Source organism: Flavicella sp., from assembly GCF_029238425.1.
GTDB lineage: Bacteria > Bacteroidota > Bacteroidia > Flavobacteriales > Flavobacteriaceae > Flavicella.
Genome location: NZ_JAQWGB010000094.1, coordinates 1 through 22,614, shown reverse-complemented (window position 1 = coordinate 22,614; position 22,614 = coordinate 1). Strand labels below are relative to the sequence as shown.

Below are 22,614 nucleotides of genomic sequence, written 5' to 3'. Positions count from 1 at the left end.
TCTAAAAAAAGAAAGCCAAAAAGGAGAAGATAAAAAATAAAATGTGTTGCCTATGAAAAAGTTTTGTTTGTTGATTGCTTTATTGAGTGTGGGTTTATTTGCTCAAAAGAAAGAAGTCCAACCAGATTTATCAAATCCACGGGCAACCATTTATACGCATCTGTATTTTTTACAAGAATCTAGTTTTGATAAAAGTAAAGCCGCACGTACTATTTATGGTCTGCAAGGCGCAGAGGCTGAAGAGTGCGCTATCAAGCTAAAACAAATTTTGGATGGAAAAGGACTTCGAGTAGATATCAATCTGTTGCCCTCTAATCCCAATCATTTAGATACCTTAAATGGTTTTGATTTTAAAAGTAAATATGTGCTTTTTCCAAATCAAATGCCTCAAGTATATGTAGAAAAAATTAATGATAATTGGTATTACAGTGTTGAAACAGTTTCACATGTTGATGATCTCTACAGACAGGTGTACCCTTTAGGAACTGAATTATTAAAAACTTCCATTCCAAAAGTTGGGCATAAAGTAGTTTTTGGATTTGAATTGTGGCAATATCTCGGAGTTGTTGTGGTGTTGATTCTTTGTTTCGTTCTGTTTTTTGTTTTTAATAAAATAGTTTTTGCACTCTTAAAATTTATTGAAAAGTCGCTTGTTAGATTTGCTCATAGCAGTTTGAATGAGTCCCTTCAAAAATTATCTAGGCCTATTGCCTTACTACTCGTTTTTTATGTGGTGGAATCCTATATTCCAGTATTTCAATTTTCGCTAGATGTCAATTCTTTTGTGTTGAGCGGAATTCATATCGCTCAAACTGTTTTTTGGATTTATGTATTTCTACAGTTTGTAAATGTGGTGATGGACATTTACAGTTCTTATGCTTTGAAAACAGAAAGTAAGTTAGACGACCAGTTAGCACCAATACTAAGAAGGATTTCAAGAGGGATTGTTATTGCCATCGGGATACTTAAAATGTTAACCATTTTTGGGGTAGACCCAACAACGGTGATTGCTGGTGCCTCTATAGGAGGTTTGGCGGTAGCATTGGCATCTCAAGATACGGTAAAGAATTTGATCGGAACCTTTATGATTTTCTTAGACAAACCATTTCAAATTGGAGATTGGATTGAAGGAGGTGGAGTTGAGGGGACTGTTGAGGAAGTAGGGTTTAGGTCGAGTAGAATTAGAGCTGCAGATACCTCTATTTTTACGATACCGAATAGTAAACTTTCTGAGATAGTTATCAATAATAAAGGCTTACGATTGTTTAGAAGGTATAATACTACTTTAGGAATCCGTTATGATACTCCTCCAGAATTGATAGAGATTTTTGTGAATGGGGTTAGGGAAATAATCGATAAACATCCAGATACAAGATCAGATTCTTATAATGTAGAATTTGTTGGTTTTGGTGATTCTGCCTTGCAGATTTTATTGAATGTATATTTTAAAAGCCCGGGTTGGGCCATTGAGCAATCTTCAAAGCATCTGTTGCATATGTCTATTGTAAAGTTTGCAAATGAAATTGGTGTTGGTTTTGCTTTCCCTTCTCAGACGGTGATGATAGAAGAATTTCCAGAAAAAAAATCATTGGATCTCAAATACAGTCCGGATAGTGAAAAGGCGAATGAGGTTTTAAAAGAGATTTTAAAGGATTTTCCTGAGTCGATATAAGTGTAGCTTCAGTATAAAAAAAACCTCGAAAACTACTGTTTTTGGGGTTTTTGACTGTTTTGGAACTATATTAGATGCTTGTTGAACCTCTGAAACAAGTTTGGTTTATACTTTTGAAGTAACCAATTAAACCAAATTCATGTTTCATAAATCAAGACTTTTTTTTCTAGCAGTCTTTTGTAGTCAATTAGTTTTAACTGCTCAGGTAACTACCAGTACGTCACCCAATATTATTTTTATTTTAATTGATGATTTGGGGTATATGGATACTGCTTGTTATGGTTCTACTTTTTACGAAACACCCAATATTGATCAGTTAGCTACGGATGGAATTCGATTTACGCATGGTTATGAGGCAGCTCCAAGATGTGCTGCATCTAGAACTTCTATCATGACGGGTAAGTTTGAAGCAAGGCCTTCGGTTTCCTCGGGAATGTATTTGCCAAGTGATAATCATGCTAAAGGATATGCTGAAACTACTTGGGCACAAGCATTGAAAGATGAGGGGTATAAAACATTTTTTATTGGGAAATGGCACTTAGGTCATGAAGCGAGTCATTACCCAGATAAATTTGGGTTTGACATCAATATTGCGGGTTGCGATTTTGGGTCGCCTCCTAGCTATTGGTACCCATATACCGATGGAGATGATGTTTTACCAGATTTATCTACAGGTGGTGTAGAAGGTGAATATTTAACGGATCGTATTACACAGGAAGTTGAAGATTTTATAGACGATCATGTGTCAAATTCTCCTACGGTTCCTTTTGTTACCATGATTTCGCATTATGCGGTTCATACTCCATTAGAGGCCAAAGAAGCGGATGAAGCTTATTTTCAAACAAAAGCAGACAATCAAAATTATACAGGTCCAGAAACTGAAAATCAATTGACGGCACAGGCAAAATTAAATCAAGACAATGCAGCCTATGCAGCAATGATAAAAAGTATGGATGAAAGTGTTGCAGCGATTCGTCAAAATTTAATAGACAATGAAATAGAAGACAATACCATCATCATTTTTACCTCGGATAATGGAGGGTTGTCTACAACAGAGATTGGCGGAACAAGAGAAATGTCTACTTCTAGCAAGCCCTTACGAGGAGGGAAAACTTGGTTGTATGAGGGAGGAATTCGATTGCCTTTGATTATTTATGGACCAGATTATCGTTCTGGAGTTGTAGAGGATACACCTGTAGTTGGAACAGATTTTTTTCCTACTTTTTTAGACATGGCTGGAGTGTCTTTATTACCAAATCAGCATCTAGACGGTGAAAGTTTTGAGGAGTTATTGCTGACAAATGCGAATGGTGGTGATGCCAATTGGTCAAGAAATAAATCCATAGTATGGAATTTTGATTATTCAAGTACTGGAACGGCAAATGTAAGCATGGCTGCTGTGAGAAGTGGCAATTATAAATTGATTGAACACAAGTATGACAATCGATTTGAATTGTTTGATGTGGTGAATGATATAGGAGAGAATACAGATTTGAGTGCTACGAATACCACAACGTTAAATGCCTTAAAAGATTCCTTATATAGTTTTAGGTCTGAAGCAGGAATTACGCACAGAGTTACAAATTCAAGTTTTAAATCGACAAATACCTATTTGTACGAAAATATGAACACCGAAACAGGGAGTAGTATTGTAGAAGATTATGGATGTGCCACGCCTTCAGCTTCAGATAAAATTGTTTTTAATGAAGGTTTTGAGTGTTGGTATGATTTGGATTGGACTTTACTTGTTGATGAGACACAGGCTGCAAACTTTACCGGCTCTGAGTCTGACGCAAATACGGGAGATTCAGGTGCTAAAATTGAGGTAACTACGGGTGGTTCTTTAGGGAAAGTGAAATTAATAAACACACCGAACTATAATAATTTTAATGCCGCTACAGTAACGGTGGGTGCCTATGTTAAATCAGTGGATGGTGCACGCTTTAAATTCCAAATAAAAGTGAGTTATTCTGATGATACTACTGAAACATTTATTTCTTCAACAAAATATACAGGAACAAGTGATTATGAATTGTACTCAGATGATTTTGTAATTCCTTCAAAGGACACAGAATCTATAGAAGTTCGATTGCAGTGCGGTCAAACTGTAGGAACCATTTTAGTCGATGATTGGCATAGCAAAGCAGAAGGGGGCAGTTTAAGTACTCCGTTGATCGATGAAGAATTAGTAATTGTAAGTCCTAATCCTACCCGAAATTTTATACATATCAGAGGACCCTTAATTACGCAAGAGTTATTGTTAATTGATAGTACTGGAAAGTTGTTGAAAAAGAAATTAGGAGATGTAGAGTTGTTAGATGTGCAAGAGCTCTCACCAGGTGTTTATTATTTGAAAATATTTTTTGAGAATAATACACATATAACCAAACGAATTATAAAAAATTAATCGTCTTTATTTAGGTTTATTTAGTTTCGTGAGTGCCGGAGTATGTTGCTTCGGCATTTATGTTTTATTTGATAAGGTTTTCTAGGATGTAATCAACACCTCTATCATCATTGCTTAAGGTTTCAAAATTCGCCGTTTCCTTTACATTTGGATGTGCATTTTTCATGGCATAGCTAAAATCAGCTTTTTCAAGCATTTTTAAGTCGTTGTTGTAGTCTCCGAAAGCCATGGTTTCTGCCTGTGTAATATGTAAAGAATTTTGAAGTTTTGTCAAGGCATTTCCTTTATTTGCTTCAAGGTTTGAGATATCTAACCAATTTTTTCCGGAAACGGTAACTTGCATTTCATCCGATAGGTGTTCAACTTTTGGCAATATAAATTCTTCAGAACAGATAGGATGGTAAATTGCCATTTTGAAAAAAGTATCGTTATAAACATCAGAGAAATCATCTACAATTTTATAACTTGAATAGTATTGTTTGATCGTGTCGGCAAATTCAGCATTTTTATTTTCTATGTATGCATATTTTTTACCGCATAGAATAACTCCAACTCCTTCAATATTTTTAATGTAATTCAAACAATCTAATAAATCTTCGATAGGTAAATCAAAAGAAAATAATTCTTCTTCATCTTGTTTTGCAAAGGCTCCATTCTCTGCAATAACCGTAATGTCTTTTTTGATAGATACCAATTTGCTAATGATGCTGTGGTATTGCCTTCCACTCGCAGCTGCAAAATGGATGTTTTTTTCTTTTAGTTTTTTGTGAATTTCAAAAAATCGTTCACTTACTTCGTGGTTAGAATTAAGTAATGTTCCATCCATGTCTGTTACTACCAACTTTACCTTAGAAAAATCCATACTTTTTATTTTTTGTAAAAGTACTGCTCTTTGTTGAGCTGTTAAGTATGTTTAGGGTTAATAAAAAGCAAAAAATACTGCAGTGAAATTCATTTACGTTGCTAGAAAAAAGAATTGTTGTATCTTTGCTGCAGATGAAAAATGAGAACACTTATAAATCTAACTTTGGTGCACGCTTTGCAAGGCGCTGTCGCTGTGTGCGTTTCGCATAATATTCTTGTTTTAGGAACAGGAATTAGGTTCTAAACCTAAATTTAAAGTTTTAGTTATAATTTTTTTATCAAATTCAAAATGCAATCCCTTTTACGTTTTTTTAACAACAAATTTCAGAGTATCTTTGCACTTCTTTTAGCACGCTTATATTCTTTAAGTTTTCGACGCCCATTGGGGCGTTAATTAATTAGAAGATAGGTGAGTCCGTCTTTTTAGAGTAAAGAATACGTGTTAGAAATAATTATAAGACAAGGAGTTTAGAGTGAAAATTGTAACAACAAATAGTTTCCATAACAAATATGCAGAAGTGATCTGCGATACGATAGCTGATTCTGCAAAGGTTAGAGGTACAGGTATTGCAAAAAGATCTCCTGAGTATATTGTTAAAAAAATAGAAAGTGGAAACGCAGTAATAGCTCTTGAAGGAGACAAATTTGCAGGGTTTTGTTATATAGAAACTTGGAGCAATAAAAAGTATGTTGTCCATTCAGGTTTGATAGTACATCCAGATTTTAGAAATCTTGGTTTGGCTAAAAAAATCAAAAAGAAAGTATTTGATCATTCTAAAAAAATGTATCCAGATGCAAAGATTTTTGGTATTACTACTGGTTTGGCTGTGATGAAAATCAATGCTGAATTGGGTTACAAACCCGTTACCTTTTCTGAGTTAACAGATGATGATGCCTTTTGGAATGGTTGTAAGGCTTGTAGGAATTACGATATTTTGACAAGAAACGATCGTAAAATGTGCTTGTGTACAGGAATGTTACATGACCCAAAAGCGGAAAATTCTGAAAAAGAGGTGAAGAATAAAGTTTGGACGCGCTTAAAGAGAATCAAACAGGCCTTGTTTTTAAAAAATAAATAAAAATGTTTTCATCTTCGGATGTAGAACGAAAAGAATATATCATGGATAAAGTAGTTTTAGCATACAGTGGAGGATTGGATACATCATATTGTGTGAAGTATTTGATCAACGAATTGAATTTAGAGGTGCACGGTATTTTAGTAAATACAGGAGGTTTTAGTGAAGAAGAGTTGGAAGTTGTAGAGAAGAAAGCCTATGATATGGGAGTAACTTCGCATACTAACAAAAATATTTTAGAAGATTATTACGCAAAAGCCATCAAATATATGGTGTATGGTAATGTTTTAAAGAACAATACCTATCCATTATCTGTTAGTGCAGAACGTGTTTTCCAATCTATTGAGGTGGTAAAATACGCGAAAAGTATTGGAGCAAAGTATATTGCACACGGAAGTACTGGAGCAGGAAATGATCAAGTTCGTTTTGATATGATTTTCCAAACAATTGCACCAGAAATTGAAATTTTAACGCCTATCCGTGATTTAAAATTATCTCGTCAAGTTGAAATTGATTATTTGACTAAGCATGGAGTTGATATGAATTGGGAGAAATCTAAATATTCTATCAATAAAGGTATTTGGGGAACTTCAGTAGGAGGTGTAGAAACTTTGAAATCTAAGGAAGCGCTACCAGAATCTGCATATCCAAGTCAATTGAAAAGAAATGATGAGGAGGCTGTGACTTTAACTTTTGAAAAAGGACAACTTGTTGGCTTTAACGGAGTAAAAGATACACCGGTAAACAATATTTTAAAATTAGAGGCAATTGCTTCTGAATTTGCCATTGGGAGAGATACACATGTTGGAGATACGATTGTAGGAATCAAAGGACGTGTAGGTTTTGAAGCAGCAGCAGCTACTGTAATTATCAAAGCGCATCATTTGTTAGAAAAACATACCTTGTCTAAAGCGCAGCAATTGACAAAAGAACCTTTGGCAAATACATACGGAACGTATTTTCATGACGGTCAGTATTTAGAGCCATTGATGCGTAACATAGAGAAATTCTTAGAGGATTCTCAAAAAACGGTAACGGGTGATGTATTTGTAACATTGCGTCCTTACCACTTTATGGTAACCGGAATTGATTCTGAGTTTGATTTGATGTCTTCTGGATTTGCAGATTATGGTGAAGAGAATAATGCTTGGAGCTCTGATGATGCCAAAGGATTTATAAAAATTTACGGTATGCAAAACAAGATTTTCTATCACGTAAATAAAGATTTGTTAGACGCATAAATTAACCATTGGCTTTTAGCGAATAGCTATGAGCTCTATGGGATGTAATAATTGCCAATAGCCAAAGGCTAAAGGCCAAAAGCTAAATAAAAATGATCAAAGCAGGAATTGTAGGAGGAGCTGGTTATACAGCTGGTGAGTTGATTAGATTGATAAACAATCATTCTAAAGTAACATTGGATTTTGTGTACAGTACGTCGAATGCAGGAAATAAATTATATGCCGTGCATGCTGATTTGTTAGGGGATACGGAACAAAGTTTTACGGATACCATCAATGCGGATGTAGATGTGTTATTTTTATGTTTAGGTCATGGTAATTCTACCGCTTTTTTACAAAACAATACCTTTTCTGATGCAACCAGAATTATTGATTTATCAAATGATTTTCGTTTGAATGCAGATGCGAATTTTGAAGGAAAAGATTTTGTTTATGGTTTGCCGGAGGTAAGTAAAGAAGAAATCAAAAAAGCAAATTATATCGCAAATCCTGGTTGTTTTGCGACTTGTATCCAGTTTGGTTTGTTGCCTTTAGCAGCAGCTAAAAAATTAGGAAATGATATCCATATCAACGCAACTACTGGAGCAACTGGAGCGGGAGTTTCACCATCAGCAACGTCGCATTTTCCTTGGAGAGATAATAACTTTTCAGTGTATAAACCATTTACGCACCAACATTTAGGTGAAATAGGGGAAACATTGGAGGCTTTGCAAGGGGCAAAAACGGGTGAATTATTATTTATTCCGAATCGTGGTAATTTTAGCCGTGGAATATTTGCTTCTATCTATACTAAGTTTGAAGGAACCTTAGAAGAAGCGAAAGCATTGTATACTGAGTTCTATAAGGACGCACCTTTTGTGCATATGACGGATGTGCCAGTAAGTATGAAACAAGTTGTGAATACAAACAAATGTGCTATTTCTTTGATCAAACATGGAGATAACTTATTGATTTATTCTGCAATAGATAATCTGTTAAAAGGAGCTTCAGGACAGGCAATTCAAAATATGAACTTGATTTTTGGATACGAAGAAACAGAAGGTTTGAACTTAAAAGGAACTTCTTTCTAGCCATTGGATTATTGGCGGTTAGCCTTTAATGAAATAGTTTAAATAAATTAAAAAGTTTGCTAGAAGCCAGTGGCTAAAAGCAAATAGCCAATAGCTAAAAGCTAAAGGCCAAAAGCTAAATTAAAATGAAATTATTTGATGTATATCCTTTATATAATGTAACACCTGTGAAAGCAGAAGGTTGTTATGTTTGGGATGATAAAAACGAAAAATATTTAGATCTATATGGTGGACATGGAGTGATCTCTATTGGTCATACGAATCCATATTATAAAGAAACAATTGAAAAGCAGTTGAGTAACATTGCTTTTTATTCAAATGCCATTCAAAATCCTTTGCAACAAGAGTTGTCTGATAAATTAGGGGAACTATCTGGTTGCGGAGAGGAGTATGAATTATTTTTGTGCTCTACAGGAGCTGAGGCAAATGAAAATGCTATAAAAGTAGCTTCTTTTTACAATAAAAAATCGAGAGTAATTGCTTTTCAGAATGGTTTTCATGGTAGAACATCTGCTGCAGTTTCGGTGACCGACAATAAAAAAATTATTGCACCAGTAAATGCGCACAACCCAGTAACAATTTTACCATTGAATGATATTGAGGCTGTTACAGCTGAAATTGAAAAAGGAGATGTAACTGCTGTTATTGTTGAGCCTATTCAAGGTGTTGGTGGTTTGGATGAGCCTACCACAGAATTTTTACAAGCAGTAAGAAAAATCACACAAGAAAATAACGTGTGTTTGATTCTTGATGAGGTACAATCGGGTTATGGTAGATCTGGGAAGTTTTTTGCACATCAATTGCATGATGTAAAAGCAGATATTATTCCAATGGCAAAAGGGATGGGGAATGGCTTTCCAATTGGGGGAGTTTTGATCGCAAAACATATTGAATCTTGGTATGGGATGTTAGGAACTACTTTCGGAGGTTCTCATTTGGCATGTGCTGCTGGAATCGCAGTGTTGGATGTGATTAAAAAAGATAAACTTATTGAAAACGTTCAGGAAATCAATGCCTATTTCAAAGAGCAAGTCAAATCACTAAAAGGAGTAAAGCAGGTTAAAGGTCAAGGATTGATGCTTGGACTAGAATTTGATTTTGAGGTTGGAGAACTACGCAAAAAATTAATTTACGACGAAAAGATATTTACCGGAGGAGCAATGAATAAAAATTTATTGAGAATTTTACCTCCTTTAAATGTTACAAAACAAGATATTGATGTTTTTATAACTGCTTTGAAAAAGTTGCTTTAATAAAACAAAATTTAAAAAAGGCCTCATTTACATTTGTAAGTGAGGCCTTTTTTGTTTGGTGAAAATTTAAATTTTATAGATACTAGTGTTTATATACGCAGCTATATAAAAGATGAACTCACAGCAACAAAATTGCAATGAAAAATAGTGTAATTCGTAGGGAACTGAAGTACTAAAATAAAAACCATGACATTTCAAACTTTTCGTTTCAAACAAATACTTTTTTTAATAGGCATTTTTTTAAGCATTTCGATACATGCTCAGGATTTAGAAAAAGAAGCACATAAAAAAATAAAATCTATTGAAAAGCTTATAAAAAAAGCAGAAAAAAAGGGAATTGATGTATTGAAGGAAAAAACGACCATCAGAACCGCTGAGGTTTTTTTGAAATATGCCAATTGGGATGAGAATCATATAGAGGCGAATACGAAAGCTTTTGAACTTGTTAGAAAGTATAAAAAAAATGCTTCGGAGATGGTACAGAATTTAGCCGACTTTGAACGGAAAGATGTTGTTTTAATGTTAGACGAAGCAACGGATAATATCAACTTATTGTTAAAAAAGAAAGCGTTTAGGACACCAAGCCCAAATGTTGATTGGACAGAAGCTTTTGTAGATGGAGATCAGATTACATTTGAGGGAAAACCCGTTTTTTTGTTTGATTATACGTGGAAACCAAAAACAAAAGAATTGACAGAATTTCATGGGAATCAGGATGGATTTTTCTTGACGCCGTCTTATGTTACAAAAGAAGATGGTACTATAAATAAAAGAATTATGACTAGTCTGATTGAAAAAAAAGAAGGGTCTTTAGGTTTTATTTTCTTAAATCATAAAAACACACCCAAATGGGCTGAACAAAAGTATGGTCCAGGTTTTAAAATGAGAACAGATACCTATACCGCATATGATATTGATAATCCCGGAGCCAAAGATGTTCAGGAAAAATTATTAGCCGCGGTGGTTCCAAAAATGGCAGGCAAAAAATTTAGTGAACTTGGGTATATGTTGTGTAATGAACCTCATTTTTTTACCCAAAAAACGGGAGATAAAGTTGCGTGGGCATCTGGTCCTGTTTCAAAATATACAATTGATAAATTCAAAACATGGCTTCAACAGAAACATGTTTCTATTGGCGAATTGAATGCTTTATGGAAAACTGATTTTAAAGATTTTTCTGAAGTGAAAATTGAGATTCCGATGGATACAAGTTTAATAGGTTCAGCGATATGGTACGACTGGTCGCTATTTAATATGAATCGTGTTACGGAGTGGTATTCTTTTTTGAAATCTGAAATTCAAAAACATGATAAAGAGGCAAAAGTTCATTTGAAAATAATGCCAAATTTATGGACAGATAACCAAAGAGTACATGGGATTGATTTAGAAGCTTTGACTGATTTAAGTGGTATTATTGGAAACGATTCAGGTGCGCATAATAATGATATGTGGGGTAAAAAAGAAGCATGGGAAGATCATTACGCTTTTGAATGGAGAGAATTGTGCATGGGATTTGATTTTATGAAATCGGTAAGTCCAAATAAAATAAATTTCAATTCAGAGTTGCATTATTTGTCAACTGTGAAGTCTAGAGATTTGTACCAAGATCCGGCTTATGCAAGAGCTACATTTTGGTTGGCTCATAGTCATGGAATGACGGCAAGTCAGATCTGGTATTGGCCGCGTGAAGCCAATGGAGCAATTTCTAAAAAAGCACAGAATGATAAAGGTTATGCAGGTTCCAACAATCAACAACCTAGAGTAACGAATGAAGTGGCAATGACTATGATTGACTTGAATGCAAATTCTGAAGAAATTATGAAAATGCAACGTCAAAGAAAATCATTGAGAGTTTTTTATTCTAAGACTTCAGCAATTAATAAAACCAATCATATGGATGATGTTTTCGAATTGTACGAATCTTTGCATTTTGAAGGAACTCCAATTGGGTTTGTTACCAAAGATATTTTAAATAACCAAGATGCAAGTTTATGGGATGCAGTATTGGTTAGAGAAACAGAGTTTGTGAACAAAGATGAACTGGAAGCGATTCAAAAGTATCTTAATAAAGGAGGGATTGTTTTGCTAGATGAGCACAGTTTGTTGAAAGATGAATATGGGAATAGTTTGATTGAACTGAATGAAGGAAAAGGAAAGATTTATAAGTTGAATTCTCTTGAGGAATTTAAATCGAAAGCGTTATCTGTTTTAAAAGAAAAGGGTCATGAATCGGAGGTTTCTGTTGTTGAGTCAAATGATTCAAAAACCAAAGGTTGTGTTTGGAAAGTCGTTAAAAATAAAAAAGGAAACCATGTGCTTTCCGTTGTAAATGTTGGGAAGTCAGATGCATCTATACAAATTTCATTAAAAGGAGCTTCATCAATAACTTGTACAGATTTAATAAATGGAGTAGAGGTTAGTTCGTCTCCTGTTTTAAAACCTTATGAAGTTTATTTTGTTGAGGTTGTAAAACGATAAATTTCTATGGTTAAAATATTTATTCGAATTTTAATTCTGAGTTTTCTTATCCAAGCTCACGAGATAGTGGCGCAGGAACTTGATGAGGATGTCCAGGTTGTATTATTAGCGGGTCAGTCTAATATGGCAGGTGGAGGAAATTATGATAAATTAAGTGATTCCATAAAAGAGAGAGTTGATTGTGTTAGTCATAGAGTTAGTCTGAGTTTTAATGGAAAAAAAGCAACTCCATTATCTTATTATAAAAACAAGCCAAGCAAGAAATATAAGTTTAAAAGACGCTTTGGTCCAGAACTTTTAATGGGGGTGTGTTTGGCAGAAAAATATCCTGACAAAACTTTTTTATTGATAAAAAGAAGTCAAGGTGGAACTTCCTTATATGGAGCATGGAATCCGAAATGGTCTGCAGAAAAAGCAAAACAATTGGAGAAAGGGACTTTCAAACAAAATTTAAAACTATATCAATTACATATTAAAGATATAGAACGAAATTTAGAGGAATTACGAACTAAAAAATTAAGTTATCAGGTTGTTGGTTTGACTTGGATGCAAGGAGAAAATGATGCAGCTAAAGAAGTTGCTGCTAAGAGTTATAAAAAAAATCTTCGCAAACTAATTGTAAGTTATAAAAGAGATTTAGGGCTAAGTAAACTTCCTTTTGTTGCTGGACAAACAAACTCGAGATATGGCGATTTTGAAGGAGGTCCAGAAATGGTTAGAGCTGCTATTGAAAAAGTAGCAAACTCTGATTATTATTCGGATTATATTGCTACCAAAAATGATATTCCTTGGGATGATTATCCTAAGCATAGTGATAATGTACATTATAATTCAGAAGGACAAGTTCGATTAGGGACTAAGTTTGCTGAAAAAATTATTGATTTGAATCAAAAAACAAAGAGGTAAGATAAACTTTAATAAAGGATGCTAAATAATAGGAAGCACCGGAAAAATTAACATCAGAAAATTATAGAATGGACTAGAGAAAAATAATAGTAGCAATCGTTTTTATTTTAGGGTTTGCTAAAGAAAAAATACAATCACAAGAAAAAGAAATTCATGTTTTGTTCTTAGCCGGTCAGTCTAATATGGCTGGTCATGGAGATTTTGATCAACTATCACCAAAGATTCAAAAAAGGATAGAGGCTATCAAAGATAGAGTCTTGTTAAGTGTATCTGACAATCCAAAAAATGAAGCAAAACCAATTGCGCCAAGAAAAAGTAAGCCATCAGATAAATATCCATTTACAAAACATTTTGGACCTGAAATGGGAATAGCCTTGGTTTTGGCAGAAAAGAATCCTAATCAGAAATATTTATTTATTAAAAAAGCGGTGGGAGGAACTTCTTTATATGGTGCATGGAATTCAAATTACTCTAAGGAAAAAGCAAGTTTTTCTGAGAGAGGAATGGAGCGCAAACAAATGCAGTTGTATAAAGCCCATCACAAACAAATTCATCAAGAATTACAGAAATTGGAACAAAAGGGAATTCCTTATAAAATAATTGGAATGGCTTGGATGCAAGGAGAAAGTGACACCAATAAACCGGAAACTGCAAATGCCTATCAGGGAAATTTACAATTGCTTATACAAGGGTATCGCAAAGAATTTAATCAGCCAAATCTTCCATTTGTATTTGGGCAAGTCAACCCTTTACCAAGAAAATTTAAAAATGGACCACAGATTGTTCGAAGTGGAATGGAACGTCTTGCCAAAGATGATAATTTTATTCAGATGGTGGAAACTCCTGCAAATTTACCTTGGGGAGATTTTCCAAAACACCCAGATAACTTACATTATACGCATGAAGGTCAAATGCTATTGGGAACATTGATGGGGACTTATTTATTAAAGTAATATCTGCTCTGTTTTTTAGCTTGTTTGTACTTTGATAATTAGACTTTTTTAATAGTAGCTTATCAAGCTTTGATTTTGTATTTTTGGGGCTTATTAAATAAAAGAAGTCCATGAAACATTACATGTCCATTCACGATTTACCAAGTATCAAGGATACGGTAAAAGAAGCAATTGAATTAAAGAAAAACCCGCTACAATTTCAAGATTTAGGTAAAAACAAAACCATTGGTTTGTTGTTCTTTAATAACAGTTTGCGTACGCGTTTGAGTACTCAAAAAGCTGCTTTGAATTTAGGGATGGAGCCTATAGTAATGAATTTTGGTGCTGAAGGTTGGCAGTTGGAATATGAAGATGGTACGGTTATGGATCAAGGTAAATCTGAACATATCAAGGAGGCGGCTGAAGTAATTTCTCAATATTGCGATGTGATTGCCATTCGTGCGTTTGCAGGATTGGAGGATAAAGAAAAAGATGAAGCTGAAGAAGTTTTAGAAAGCTTTAGAAAATATGCTACGGTTCCTGTGTTGAACATGGAATCTTCTGTGGGGCATCCTTTGCAAGCTTTGGCAGATGCTATAACTATTGAGGAGCACAAGCCAGCAAAAAAGAAATTAAAAGTAGTACTTTCTTGGGCACCACATCCAAGAGCTTTACCTCATGCCGTAGGGAATTCTTTTGCCGAGATGACATTGGCTCATGAAGATGATTTTGAAGTGGTGATTACACATCCAAAAGGATACGAATTAAATCCAGAAAAAACGAAAGGCGCTACTATTGAGTACGATCAAAAGAAAGCCTTTGAAGGAGCCGATTTTATTTATACAAAAAACTGGTCGTCTTATAATGATTACGGAAAAGTAGCATGTACAGATGCTTCTTGGATGATTTCTGCTGATAAAATGGCGGTAACGGATAATGCTAAATTTATGCATTGTTTACCCGTTCGTAGAAATGTAGTTGTAGCTGATGAAGTGATTGATTCAGAAAACTCAATTGTGATCAAACAAGCGAATAATAGAACTTATTCTGCTCAGATAGTACTGAAGAAAATATTAGAAAATTTGAAATAGCCATTAGCCGTTGCGTTTTAGTAATTCGCTAAAAACCAATAGCCAAAGGCCAACAGCTAAATAAATGAAAAAATTAACAATAGTAAAAGTAGGTGGTAACGTAATCAACAATCCAGACGCTTTGGAAAGTTTTTTAACGGATTTTGCAGCCTTAGAAGGTAATAAAATTTTAGTTCATGGTGGAGGTAAACGTGCTACACAATTGGCTGCCGATTTAGGAGTTGAAGCAACCATGATCAATGGAAGACGTGTTACCGATACAACTACTTTAGAAATTGTAACCATGGTATATGCTGGTTTGTTGAATAAAAATATCACAGCAACTTTGCAAAAATATGATTGCAATGCCTTAGGTCTTTCTGGAGCTGATGGGAATTCAATTCAAGCGCATAAGCGCATTGTGAAAGATGTAGATTATGGTTTTGCTGGTGATGTTGATGGAATCAATGCCAACAATATTGCGACTTTTATTGAAGGTGGAATGACGCCAGTTTTTTGTGCTATTACGCATGATACCAAAGGTCAGTTGTTAAATACCAATGCAGATACCATTGCATCAACAATTGCTGTTGGAATGTCGGAAAAATATGACGTTTCATTGATCTATACTTTTGAAAAAAATGGAGTGTTGACTTCTGTTGATGATGATAATTCTGTGATTACGGATATTGATAGTCCAAAGTATGCTGAATTGAAAGCAAATGGAATTATAGCAGATGGAATGTTGCCGAAAATGGAAAATTGTTTTGATGCCTTGCAAAAAGGTGTTTCAGAAGTTATCATTGGGAATCCTACAGTTATTTTAAATAAAGAGCAGCTTTTTACAACGCTGACCTTGTGAACAAAATACGGACACTGAGCTTGTCGAAGTGTAAAAATTTAAATCATGCCTCTTCGAGTGATTTCGGAATGTCATGAAAAAAATAGTATTGAGAAATAGAAGTAGTTCTCGATACAAATTAAATCACTGCGTTTTTTAATTCACTCGAACTGACAAAAGTTGGAGCTTATGAAAAAAAATGTATTAAATAATAATATTAAAGGCCACTTCGAGTGATTTCGGAATGACATGAAAAAAATAGTATCGAGTATTAGATTTAGTACTCGATGCAAATTAAATCACTGCGGTTTTTTAATTCATTCGAACTGACAGGAGTTTGAGTTTATGAAAAAAAATGTACTGAAGAATAATACAAAATGCCACTTCGAGAGATTTTCGGAATGTCATGAAAAAAATAGTATTGAGAAATAGAAGTAGTTCTCGATACAAATTAAATCACTGCGTTTTTTAATTCACTCGAACTGACAAAAGTTGGAGTTTATAAAAAGAAATGTACTAAATAATAATACAAAATGTCACTTCGAGTGATTTTGAGGAACGAAAAATAGTATCGAGAAGATGTTAGAAAAATTACAAAACGACGCCCTAGAGCTGTTAAAATCTTTAATAGTTACTCAATCCTTTTCTAAAGAAGAGGATCCAACGGCTAACTTATTAATATCATGGTTAGAAGCTAGAGGGATTGAAGTAAAAAGAGATTTGCATAATGTTTGGGCAGTGAATAAACATTTCGACGAATCGAAACCAACCATTTTATTGAATTCTCATCACGACACAGTAAAGCCAAATGCTGCCTATACTAGAGATCCTTTTGAAGCAAAAATTGAAGATGGGAAATTGTATGGACTTGGTTCAAATGATGCTGGGGGTTGTTTGGTAGGTTTGATAGCTACGTTTGTGTATTTTTATGAGCAAGAAAATTTAAAATATAATTTTGTGCTTGCTGCAACAGCTGAGGAAGAGATTTCAGGTGAAAATGGAATTGCCTATATGCAACCTATTTTACCTAAAATTGATTTTGCAATTGTAGGAGAACCGACGTTGTTAGATTTGGCAATAGCTGAAAAAGGATTGGTGGTTTTTGATGGAAAGGTTACAGGAACTCCTGGACATGCTGCTCATATTCCAAATGACAAAAATCCAGTTTTTATGGCACTCAAAGATTTGAATTGGTTCAATACATTTGAGTATCCTAAAATTTCAGATTCTTTAGGAAAAGTAAAAATGACCGTTTCTCAAATAAATGCTGGAAAACAACATAATGTTGTTCCATCTGGATTAAATTTTGTAGTAGATTGTAGAGTTACGGACGCCTATACAAATCAAGAAATTGCAGAGATTATCCAGGAAAATACAGATTGTGAAGTAACACCAAGATCTTTGAGATTGAATTCATCATTTATAGACCCAAATCATGAATTTGTAAAAGCTGGCTTGAAACTAGGTAAGAAAACATATGGGTCTCCTACACTTTCAGATCAGTGTAGATTAACGTGCCAGTCTGTTAAATTAGGACCTGGTGATTCTTTAAGATCTCACTCTGCAGATGAATTTATTTATGTACAAGAGGTAAAAGACGGGGTTCAGTTTTATATTGATATTTTAAGTGAAATTATTTAAAAATATTAATAAGAAAATCATTGGGTTAATTTTTGATCACTTTTTCTACAAATGTGTTATTATCTGATTTTATTTGAATATAATATACTCCAGGGGAAAGTGAATTTAGTTGTAGGGTGAATCCTTTATCTGTTGTTGCTTTTGAGATAACTAATTGCCCATTGCTATTGTAAAGTTTTATAGAAGAATTAGAAGCAGTTTGTGTCAATCTAATTCTAAGAGCGCTTTGAAATGGGTTTGGGAAAATCTTCGGCTTGTTTTTAGTTAGCATTGCTGTACTTAACTCAGGACTTCCATCAAAACAAGAAATTGTACAATCTGAACCTGCAGAGAAAACTCTATTTTTAAACTATCTGTATTTCCTTCCCAAGCACCAATAGCTGGATTTGCTTCAGTTGTAATTCCTGCAATGATAGAACCACCGGAATTAAAAGTAGATTCAGGTACTAATCTAAAATTGTCATTGCTCACATCAACATAATGATCGTTGGCAATCGAAACAAATTCATTGTTTTCTTCAGAGATATTATATCCATATTCACTGGCTGCCTTTGTAACAAAGTCTTGAAGGTCCGTTTCAGAGACAGTACCAACATTACTAGGTGCTCCTTCAAGTAAAAGATTGTTTTTTAGCACCATAGCATTTACATCTGCATTATCTGTTCTATGCCAAAAACCAATAAGTTGGTTGTAATCCCAAGCTGTATTGTTAAAGTATTCTATTTTTCTATTTAATTTCCTATCCCTCGGTCCGAGGTAAGCAAAGTAGTTCAAGTTTCTTGTTGTCTCTGGAGTTCCATCATTTTGCAGACGAACACTCGTATATTCATCATTATTATCATAAATGAGATTGTGATGAACGGTATAATTGTCGACATCTTCTAAGTAAAAAGAGACCATATATTTTTTATTACTCCAGTCTTGTGGGTCATACGCTGGGATTCCTTTGAGACCATGGATTTTGAAAAGTATATTAAAAGAAAATTTTCCTCATTTCACTTTTAAAAGCCAAATTTTAGAACGTACTGATCCAAAAACGAATAAAAAAAAGATTTACCGCGATGTTATAAGGTATGATGATAAAATAACTGATTATACAATAGTGGCAAAAATAACAATGCCTACAGGAGCTGATATGCGATTTTTTCTGTCTGATCAAGATTGTGGAGCCATCAGTGCTTTAGAGTTTTTTACCCAAAAAGATTCTGTAGCATCCTTTTATTAAAAGCATCACCTTGATGTGAATGAAGATTTTATCGCTCTTTTTAAAGTTTCTGGTTGGTTGCGTAAGTCCTATGAAATGGAATTTGTATTGTTGGATAAGAAATAAAAAAGTCCGTTTCTGCAATTAGAAACGGACTTTTTATGAAAGTTATTCTGAATCAATCATTCCAATGTTTGTCAATAATTTTTTGAATATGAGGATAATTTTCATCAGTCTCATTCAAATCTTGTCTTTGATTTTTTAATTCAATTTTCAGTTCATCAATAATGGACTTGTACTTAGGGTTGTTGTATAAATTATGCAACTCTTCTGGGTCGTTTTTTAAATCGTAAAACTCCCAAGTATGTGGGGTTTCTCTATCAATACCGTAATAGTGTTTAGACCAATAGTGTTTGCTAAACTCAGAGGGGTCTAAATAGTGTTTTCCATAGTAGAAAATAAGTTTATAATCTTTAGATCGAACACCAAAATGAGCGGGTACGTAATGATGAATAATATGCATCCAATACCTGTAGTAAGTCGTTTTTCTCCAGTCTTTTTCTTCTTTACCTTTTAAGGTTTTGATAAAACTTTTTCCTTGCATGTATTCTGGAGCTTTTCCTTTAGCAAGTTCTATCATGGTTGGGGCATAATCCGTATTGTTAATCAATAAATCTGAAACCATTCCTGGTTTGATCATTTTTGGATAGTGCATGATATAGGGCATCCTCATAGATTCTTCATACATCCATCTTTTATCTTGTAAATCATGTTCTCCAAGCATCATTCCTTGGTCGCCAGTATAAATAATTACTGTGTTTTTCCAAAGACCTTCTTTTTTTAGAAATGCAAAAAGTCGTCCAAGATTGTCATCAACTCCTTTTACACAACGTAAATATTTTTTTAAATAAGTTTGATACCCAATATGGGCAGAATTATTTCTTCCGACGAGTGTATCTTCATGAAAAAACTTAGTGTAGTTTCTGTACATATGTCTGTCGGATACTGAAGTTCCAATATACCGATCTAAAGAATTGTTTTCGCCTTTAACACCGGCTGAGCCCCAATTAGGTTGGTAGTACAAACTTGTAGGTTCTGGTATTTCAGTATCTGCTAAAAAGTCTTCATACCTTGGTGCATATTCAAACATATCATGCGGTGCCTTGTAATGATACATTAAGAAAAAAGGTTTTGACTTGTCCCTGTTTTTCAAATAGTCAATTGAAGCATCGGTAATAACATCGGTAGAATGTCCTTTGGATGTAACCTTGTTTTTTTTCCATGCACCTTTTCCTTTTTCGTAAAAAGAAGGATCGAAATATTTTCCTTGACCAGGCAATACTTTGTAGTAATCAAATGCAGAAGGCTCAATATGTAAGTGCCATTTTCCGATAACAGCCGTAGAATATCCTAATTTACTCAGTTCTTTTGGAAGGTATTGTTTTTCAGGATCTAGGGCAATGTCTAAATCTAAAACACCATTGGTTTGCGGATATTGCCCAGTAATAATGGATGCTCTACTTGGCGTACAAATTGAATTGTTACAAAAAGCATTTTCAAATCTAATTCCTTGAGAGGCTAGTTTATCTAAATTGGGGGTTAAATCTAATTTTGAAAGACGACCACCGTATGCTCCAATTGCCTGAGAAGTATGATCATCAGACATGATAAAGATAATGTTTGGTTTTTTCTGTGCAGATAGCGTGCTAAATACGAATAGTGCAATTAAAAAATGAGCTGTTTTTTTCATTGAGTAAATTTAATTTTTAAGCTTGTAAACACGGATATAATCAATCAACGTTGTTCTTTCTTCTTTGGTTCCGGTTGCAACCTTGCTTCCTATTTCAGGAATAGGATTCCAGTCATATGCTTCTATTGAAAATTGAAGAATTAAATTTTGATCAAAAGGTACAGGAGGTGTTAATGTGTAAACATATGCTCCATCTAAATAAAAAAGTAACTCAGTTGGACTTTTCCAATAGAAACCATAAGTGTAAAAACGTTTGTGATTTTTAGTGGCTGGAGCCATTTTCTTTTGGTCTCTCACTTGTTTTACACAAGCCGACCCCCTATGAATGGCATTGGAATGCATGATTTGATCCCAATCATACGCCCATTTATGAGTTTGTTCTGTTAATAAACCAACAGATTCCGTAATATCAATTTCATTTTTATTTTCACAAGTACCTTTATGACACAACCAAAACCCACCTCCCATTTCAGTTTTGTTCATTTTCATTCGGCACTCGTAATAATGACCTACGGATGTTTTTTTATAGGATCTTAAAATTCCCCCGTGGTATTTGTAGGTCGATTTCCCTATGGTAACAGGTTTAGGTAGTTCACCCACCTCTATACTTAAATAACCATCTTTAATGTCAAAACTCTCTTTTTGAAATAAGGCGGGTGCTCTACCAATCCAGTTTAATTCAAAATGGCCTTCAGGTTCTATATTCCATTTTTTTGTGTCAATTTTTTTACCATTGAATTCATCACTCAACGCTTTAACTTTTTTCCAAGTTCCGTTTTCTAGTTTCGGAGGTTGGGCTTGGAAGAAAATTGTAAAAAGAAATATGTTTATTCTAATTAGGTTTTTTAAAATTCTAGCATTCATTGTGTCTAATTTTAGTCGTTTAATAGTTTTCCAAGATATTTTATTTGATCTTATTTACAGAAAACCTTGTCTAGATTTAATATTGATCAGAGAGCGATACTTTTAATAATTAACCTAAAAATTGACATTAGTTATAGTCAAATTATATATCCTATAATTTTTTGATATGGGTACACAAGAGGTTCCAGTTTTTTTTGTTTCAGTTCGACTATTGCTGTATTTTAAATACCCAGGCATATTCTAAATTAACTGCCTTAGGTAGTGTAATGGTGGTTCCTTCTGCTGATTGTTTGAATTCAATTTTCGCATTAGAACCTAACAATTCAATAGATTTTATCTTGATTTTTGAATCGGTTAAATACCTTACATGAATATCTTTGGTTGGAGTTTTTAATACTGCAGCATACAATACATCGTTATTGGTCGTGAAACGAATATCAGCTTGTGTGAATCCTTTGTTTTTACTTTCTGATAAGTGACCTGTTGCTGTTTCTGTAGGACCTTCTCCATAAATATCAAAATACTTAGAACCGTATACAGCTTCTCCGTTTGTTTGCAACCATTTACCAATATCTAGTAAGGTTTTCTTTTGATCGTCTGGAATAATACCGTCTTTTCTTGGTCCAATATTTAATAATAAACAACCATTTTTACTTACAATATCCATTAAATCGGCAATTAAATCATTTGCAGATTTTGGTTTCCAATTGGTTGCATAGTACCAAGAATTTTTACCAATAGAAGTGTCAGTTTGCCAATATTCTTTTTTGATGTCATTCATTTTAGACCTTTCCAAGTCTAACATATGTGTTCCTTTTTTATAAGATTCGTATTTGTAGTTTTTAGTTTGTAACACAACATCTTGTCCTCTTTTTAGTCCAGAATTGTAGTAATAAGCTGCCAGTTTTTTATGATAAGGAGCAAACTCAGGTCTGTCTAAATAAAAATCAAACCACAAAATGTCTGGATCGTATTTGTCAATAATTTCTTTGGTTCTAGGCCACCATGTTTTTGCCAACCAATCTGCACTTACAGAATCTCCCATTTTGTGGGGAGGTGCATATAAGTCAGCGTATTTAGGATCCGAGTTGTCAAAATAAGGTTGTTGGTTGTAAAAGTTATAGTTAAATGCCAAGTGAGAACTAACACCGCAAATCAATCCTTGTTTTTTTATTTCATCGGTTAAATCTTTTAAAACATCTCTTTTAGGTCCCATATCCACAGCATTCCAAGGGGTAATACTAGATTCGTATAAGGCAAAACCATCATGGTGTTCTGCAACAGGGACTACGTATTGGGCACCGGATTTTTTAAATAGATCCACCCAAGATTTTGGATCGAAATT

General features: G+C 34.0%; 19 protein-coding genes. 13 read left to right on the top strand and 6 right to left on the bottom strand.

What is annotated here, in order from left to right; all coding sequences use genetic code 11:
- Positions 1 to 52 precede the first annotated feature (52 nt).
- Both P8H68_RS07040 and P8H68_RS07035 read left to right on the top strand, forming a co-directional pair.
- On the top strand, positions 53 to 1,672 hold the full coding sequence (locus P8H68_RS07040; protein ID WP_300322849.1) for a mechanosensitive ion channel family protein: 1,620 nt from the start codon (positions 53 to 55) through the stop codon (positions 1,670 to 1,672).
- Positions 1,673 to 1,811: 139 nt separating this feature from the next.
- Positions 1,812 to 4,079 (top strand): sulfatase-like hydrolase/transferase, encoded by a 2,268-nt coding sequence (locus P8H68_RS07035; protein ID WP_300322847.1) that lies wholly within the window; start codon positions 1,812 to 1,814, stop codon positions 4,077 to 4,079.
- A 64-nt stretch (positions 4,080 to 4,143) separates the two neighbouring features.
- On the opposite strand, the gene P8H68_RS07030 is transcribed toward P8H68_RS07035, so the two are convergent.
- Positions 4,144 to 4,941 carry an HAD family hydrolase gene (locus P8H68_RS07030; RefSeq protein ID WP_300322845.1) on the bottom strand — a complete coding sequence of 266 codons (798 nt, stop codon included), beginning with the start codon at positions 4,939 to 4,941 and terminating at the stop codon, positions 4,144 to 4,146.
- 475 nt (positions 4,942 to 5,416) lie between these two features.
- Between P8H68_RS07030 and P8H68_RS07025 the strand changes: the two genes are divergently transcribed.
- From P8H68_RS07025 to P8H68_RS06980, 10 genes are all read left to right on the top strand, one after another.
- Positions 5,417 to 6,022, top strand: a complete 606-nt coding sequence (locus P8H68_RS07025; protein WP_300322843.1) for a GNAT family N-acetyltransferase — start codon at positions 5,417 to 5,419, stop codon at positions 6,020 to 6,022.
- 41 nt (positions 6,023 to 6,063) lie between these two features.
- Positions 6,064 to 7,260, top strand: coding sequence for an argininosuccinate synthase domain-containing protein (locus P8H68_RS07020; RefSeq protein ID WP_300322851.1), 1,197 nt, complete (start codon positions 6,064 to 6,066; stop codon positions 7,258 to 7,260).
- Between the two features lie 92 nt (positions 7,261 to 7,352).
- Positions 7,353 to 8,330, top strand: coding sequence for an N-acetyl-gamma-glutamyl-phosphate reductase (gene argC, locus P8H68_RS07015; RefSeq protein ID WP_300322841.1), 978 nt, complete (start codon positions 7,353 to 7,355; stop codon positions 8,328 to 8,330).
- 125 nt (positions 8,331 to 8,455) lie between these two features.
- Positions 8,456 to 9,583 (top strand): aminotransferase class III-fold pyridoxal phosphate-dependent enzyme, encoded by a 1,128-nt coding sequence (locus P8H68_RS07010; RefSeq protein WP_300322839.1) that lies wholly within the window; start codon positions 8,456 to 8,458, stop codon positions 9,581 to 9,583.
- A gap of 186 nt (positions 9,584 to 9,769) precedes the next feature.
- Positions 9,770 to 12,061 (top strand): alpha-amylase family protein, encoded by a 2,292-nt coding sequence (locus tag P8H68_RS07005; protein ID WP_300322837.1) that lies wholly within the window; start codon positions 9,770 to 9,772, stop codon positions 12,059 to 12,061.
- 6 nt (positions 12,062 to 12,067) lie between these two features.
- Positions 12,068 to 12,967: a sialate O-acetylesterase gene (locus P8H68_RS07000; protein ID WP_300322835.1), complete on the top strand. Its 900-nt coding sequence runs from the start codon at positions 12,068 to 12,070 to the stop codon at positions 12,965 to 12,967.
- 158 nt (positions 12,968 to 13,125) lie between these two features.
- The gene (locus P8H68_RS06995) at positions 13,126 to 13,920 is read left to right on the top strand and encodes a sialate O-acetylesterase (protein WP_300322834.1); all 795 of its coding nucleotides are present in this window, start codon (positions 13,126 to 13,128) and stop codon (positions 13,918 to 13,920) included.
- Positions 13,921 to 14,030: 110 nt separating this feature from the next.
- Entirely contained in the window at positions 14,031 to 14,990 is a 960-nt protein-coding gene (locus P8H68_RS06990; protein WP_300322833.1) for an N-acetylornithine carbamoyltransferase, read from the top strand.
- A 64-nt stretch (positions 14,991 to 15,054) separates the two neighbouring features.
- Positions 15,055 to 15,831: an acetylglutamate kinase gene (argB, locus tag P8H68_RS06985; protein WP_300322831.1), complete on the top strand. Its 777-nt coding sequence runs from the start codon at positions 15,055 to 15,057 to the stop codon at positions 15,829 to 15,831.
- A gap of 558 nt (positions 15,832 to 16,389) precedes the next feature.
- Entirely contained in the window at positions 16,390 to 17,451 is a 1,062-nt protein-coding gene (locus tag P8H68_RS06980) for a M20 family metallo-hydrolase (RefSeq protein WP_300322829.1), read from the top strand.
- Between the two features lie 25 nt (positions 17,452 to 17,476).
- Here P8H68_RS06980 and P8H68_RS06975 read toward each other — a convergent pair whose 3' ends face one another.
- Positions 17,477 to 17,722 (bottom strand): T9SS type A sorting domain-containing protein, encoded by a 246-nt coding sequence (locus tag P8H68_RS06975; protein ID WP_300322827.1) that lies wholly within the window; start codon positions 17,720 to 17,722, stop codon positions 17,477 to 17,479.
- Between the two features lie 8 nt (positions 17,723 to 17,730).
- Positions 17,731 to 18,351, bottom strand: a complete 621-nt coding sequence (locus P8H68_RS06970; RefSeq protein ID WP_300322825.1) for a hypothetical protein — start codon at positions 18,349 to 18,351, stop codon at positions 17,731 to 17,733.
- A gap of 61 nt (positions 18,352 to 18,412) precedes the next feature.
- On the opposite strand from P8H68_RS06970, the gene P8H68_RS06965 reads away from it, so the two are divergent.
- Complete coding sequence (locus tag P8H68_RS06965; RefSeq protein ID WP_300322823.1) at positions 18,413 to 18,676, top strand: hypothetical protein; 264 nt, start codon at positions 18,413 to 18,415, stop codon at positions 18,674 to 18,676.
- A 157-nt stretch (positions 18,677 to 18,833) separates the two neighbouring features.
- Here the strand turns inward: P8H68_RS06965 and P8H68_RS06960 are convergent, their stop codons facing one another.
- The 3 genes from P8H68_RS06960 to P8H68_RS06950 form a co-directional block, all read right to left on the bottom strand.
- Positions 18,834 to 20,405, bottom strand: coding sequence for a sulfatase (locus tag P8H68_RS06960; protein ID WP_300322821.1), 1,572 nt, complete (start codon positions 20,403 to 20,405; stop codon positions 18,834 to 18,836).
- Between the two features lie 9 nt (positions 20,406 to 20,414).
- On the bottom strand, positions 20,415 to 21,269 hold the full coding sequence (locus P8H68_RS06955; RefSeq protein WP_300322819.1) for a glycosyl hydrolase: 855 nt from the start codon (positions 21,267 to 21,269) through the stop codon (positions 20,415 to 20,417).
- Between the two features lie 208 nt (positions 21,270 to 21,477).
- The coding region (locus P8H68_RS06950) for an alpha-L-fucosidase (RefSeq protein ID WP_300322817.1) at positions 21,478 to 22,614 on the bottom strand (1,137 nt) is incomplete at its 5' end.

What these genes read in the sequence shown, in the direction of transcription:
- P8H68_RS07040 (WP_300322849.1), top strand. Translation starts at nt 53, where the DNA reads ATGAAAAAGTTTTGTTTGTTGATTGCTTTATTGAGTGTGGGTTTATTT.
- P8H68_RS07035 (WP_300322847.1), top strand. Translation starts at nt 1,812, where the DNA reads ATGTTTCATAAATCAAGACTTTTTTTTCTAGCAGTCTTTTGTAGTCAA.
- P8H68_RS07030 (WP_300322845.1), bottom strand. Translation starts at nt 4,941, where the DNA reads ATGGATTTTTCTAAGGTAAAGTTGGTAGTAACAGACATGGATGGAACA.
- P8H68_RS07020 (WP_300322851.1), top strand. Translation starts at nt 6,064, where the DNA reads ATGGATAAAGTAGTTTTAGCATACAGTGGAGGATTGGATACATCATAT.
- argC (WP_300322841.1), top strand. Translation starts at nt 7,353, where the DNA reads ATGATCAAAGCAGGAATTGTAGGAGGAGCTGGTTATACAGCTGGTGAG.
- P8H68_RS07010 (WP_300322839.1), top strand. Translation starts at nt 8,456, where the DNA reads ATGAAATTATTTGATGTATATCCTTTATATAATGTAACACCTGTGAAA.
- P8H68_RS07005 (WP_300322837.1), top strand. Translation starts at nt 9,770, where the DNA reads ATGACATTTCAAACTTTTCGTTTCAAACAAATACTTTTTTTAATAGGC.
- P8H68_RS07000 (WP_300322835.1), top strand. Translation starts at nt 12,068, where the DNA reads ATGGTTAAAATATTTATTCGAATTTTAATTCTGAGTTTTCTTATCCAA.
- P8H68_RS06990 (WP_300322833.1), top strand. Translation starts at nt 14,031, where the DNA reads ATGAAACATTACATGTCCATTCACGATTTACCAAGTATCAAGGATACG.
- argB (WP_300322831.1), top strand. Translation starts at nt 15,055, where the DNA reads ATGAAAAAATTAACAATAGTAAAAGTAGGTGGTAACGTAATCAACAAT.
- P8H68_RS06980 (WP_300322829.1), top strand. Translation starts at nt 16,390, where the DNA reads ATGTTAGAAAAATTACAAAACGACGCCCTAGAGCTGTTAAAATCTTTA.
- P8H68_RS06975 (WP_300322827.1), bottom strand. Translation starts at nt 17,722, where the DNA reads ATGCTAACTAAAAACAAGCCGAAGATTTTCCCAAACCCATTTCAAAGC.
- P8H68_RS06970 (WP_300322825.1), bottom strand. Translation starts at nt 18,351, where the DNA reads ATGGTCTCTTTTTACTTAGAAGATGTCGACAATTATACCGTTCATCAC.
- P8H68_RS06960 (WP_300322821.1), bottom strand. Translation starts at nt 20,405, where the DNA reads ATGAAAAAAACAGCTCATTTTTTAATTGCACTATTCGTATTTAGCACG.
- P8H68_RS06955 (WP_300322819.1), bottom strand. Translation starts at nt 21,269, where the DNA reads ATGAATGCTAGAATTTTAAAAAACCTAATTAGAATAAACATATTTCTT.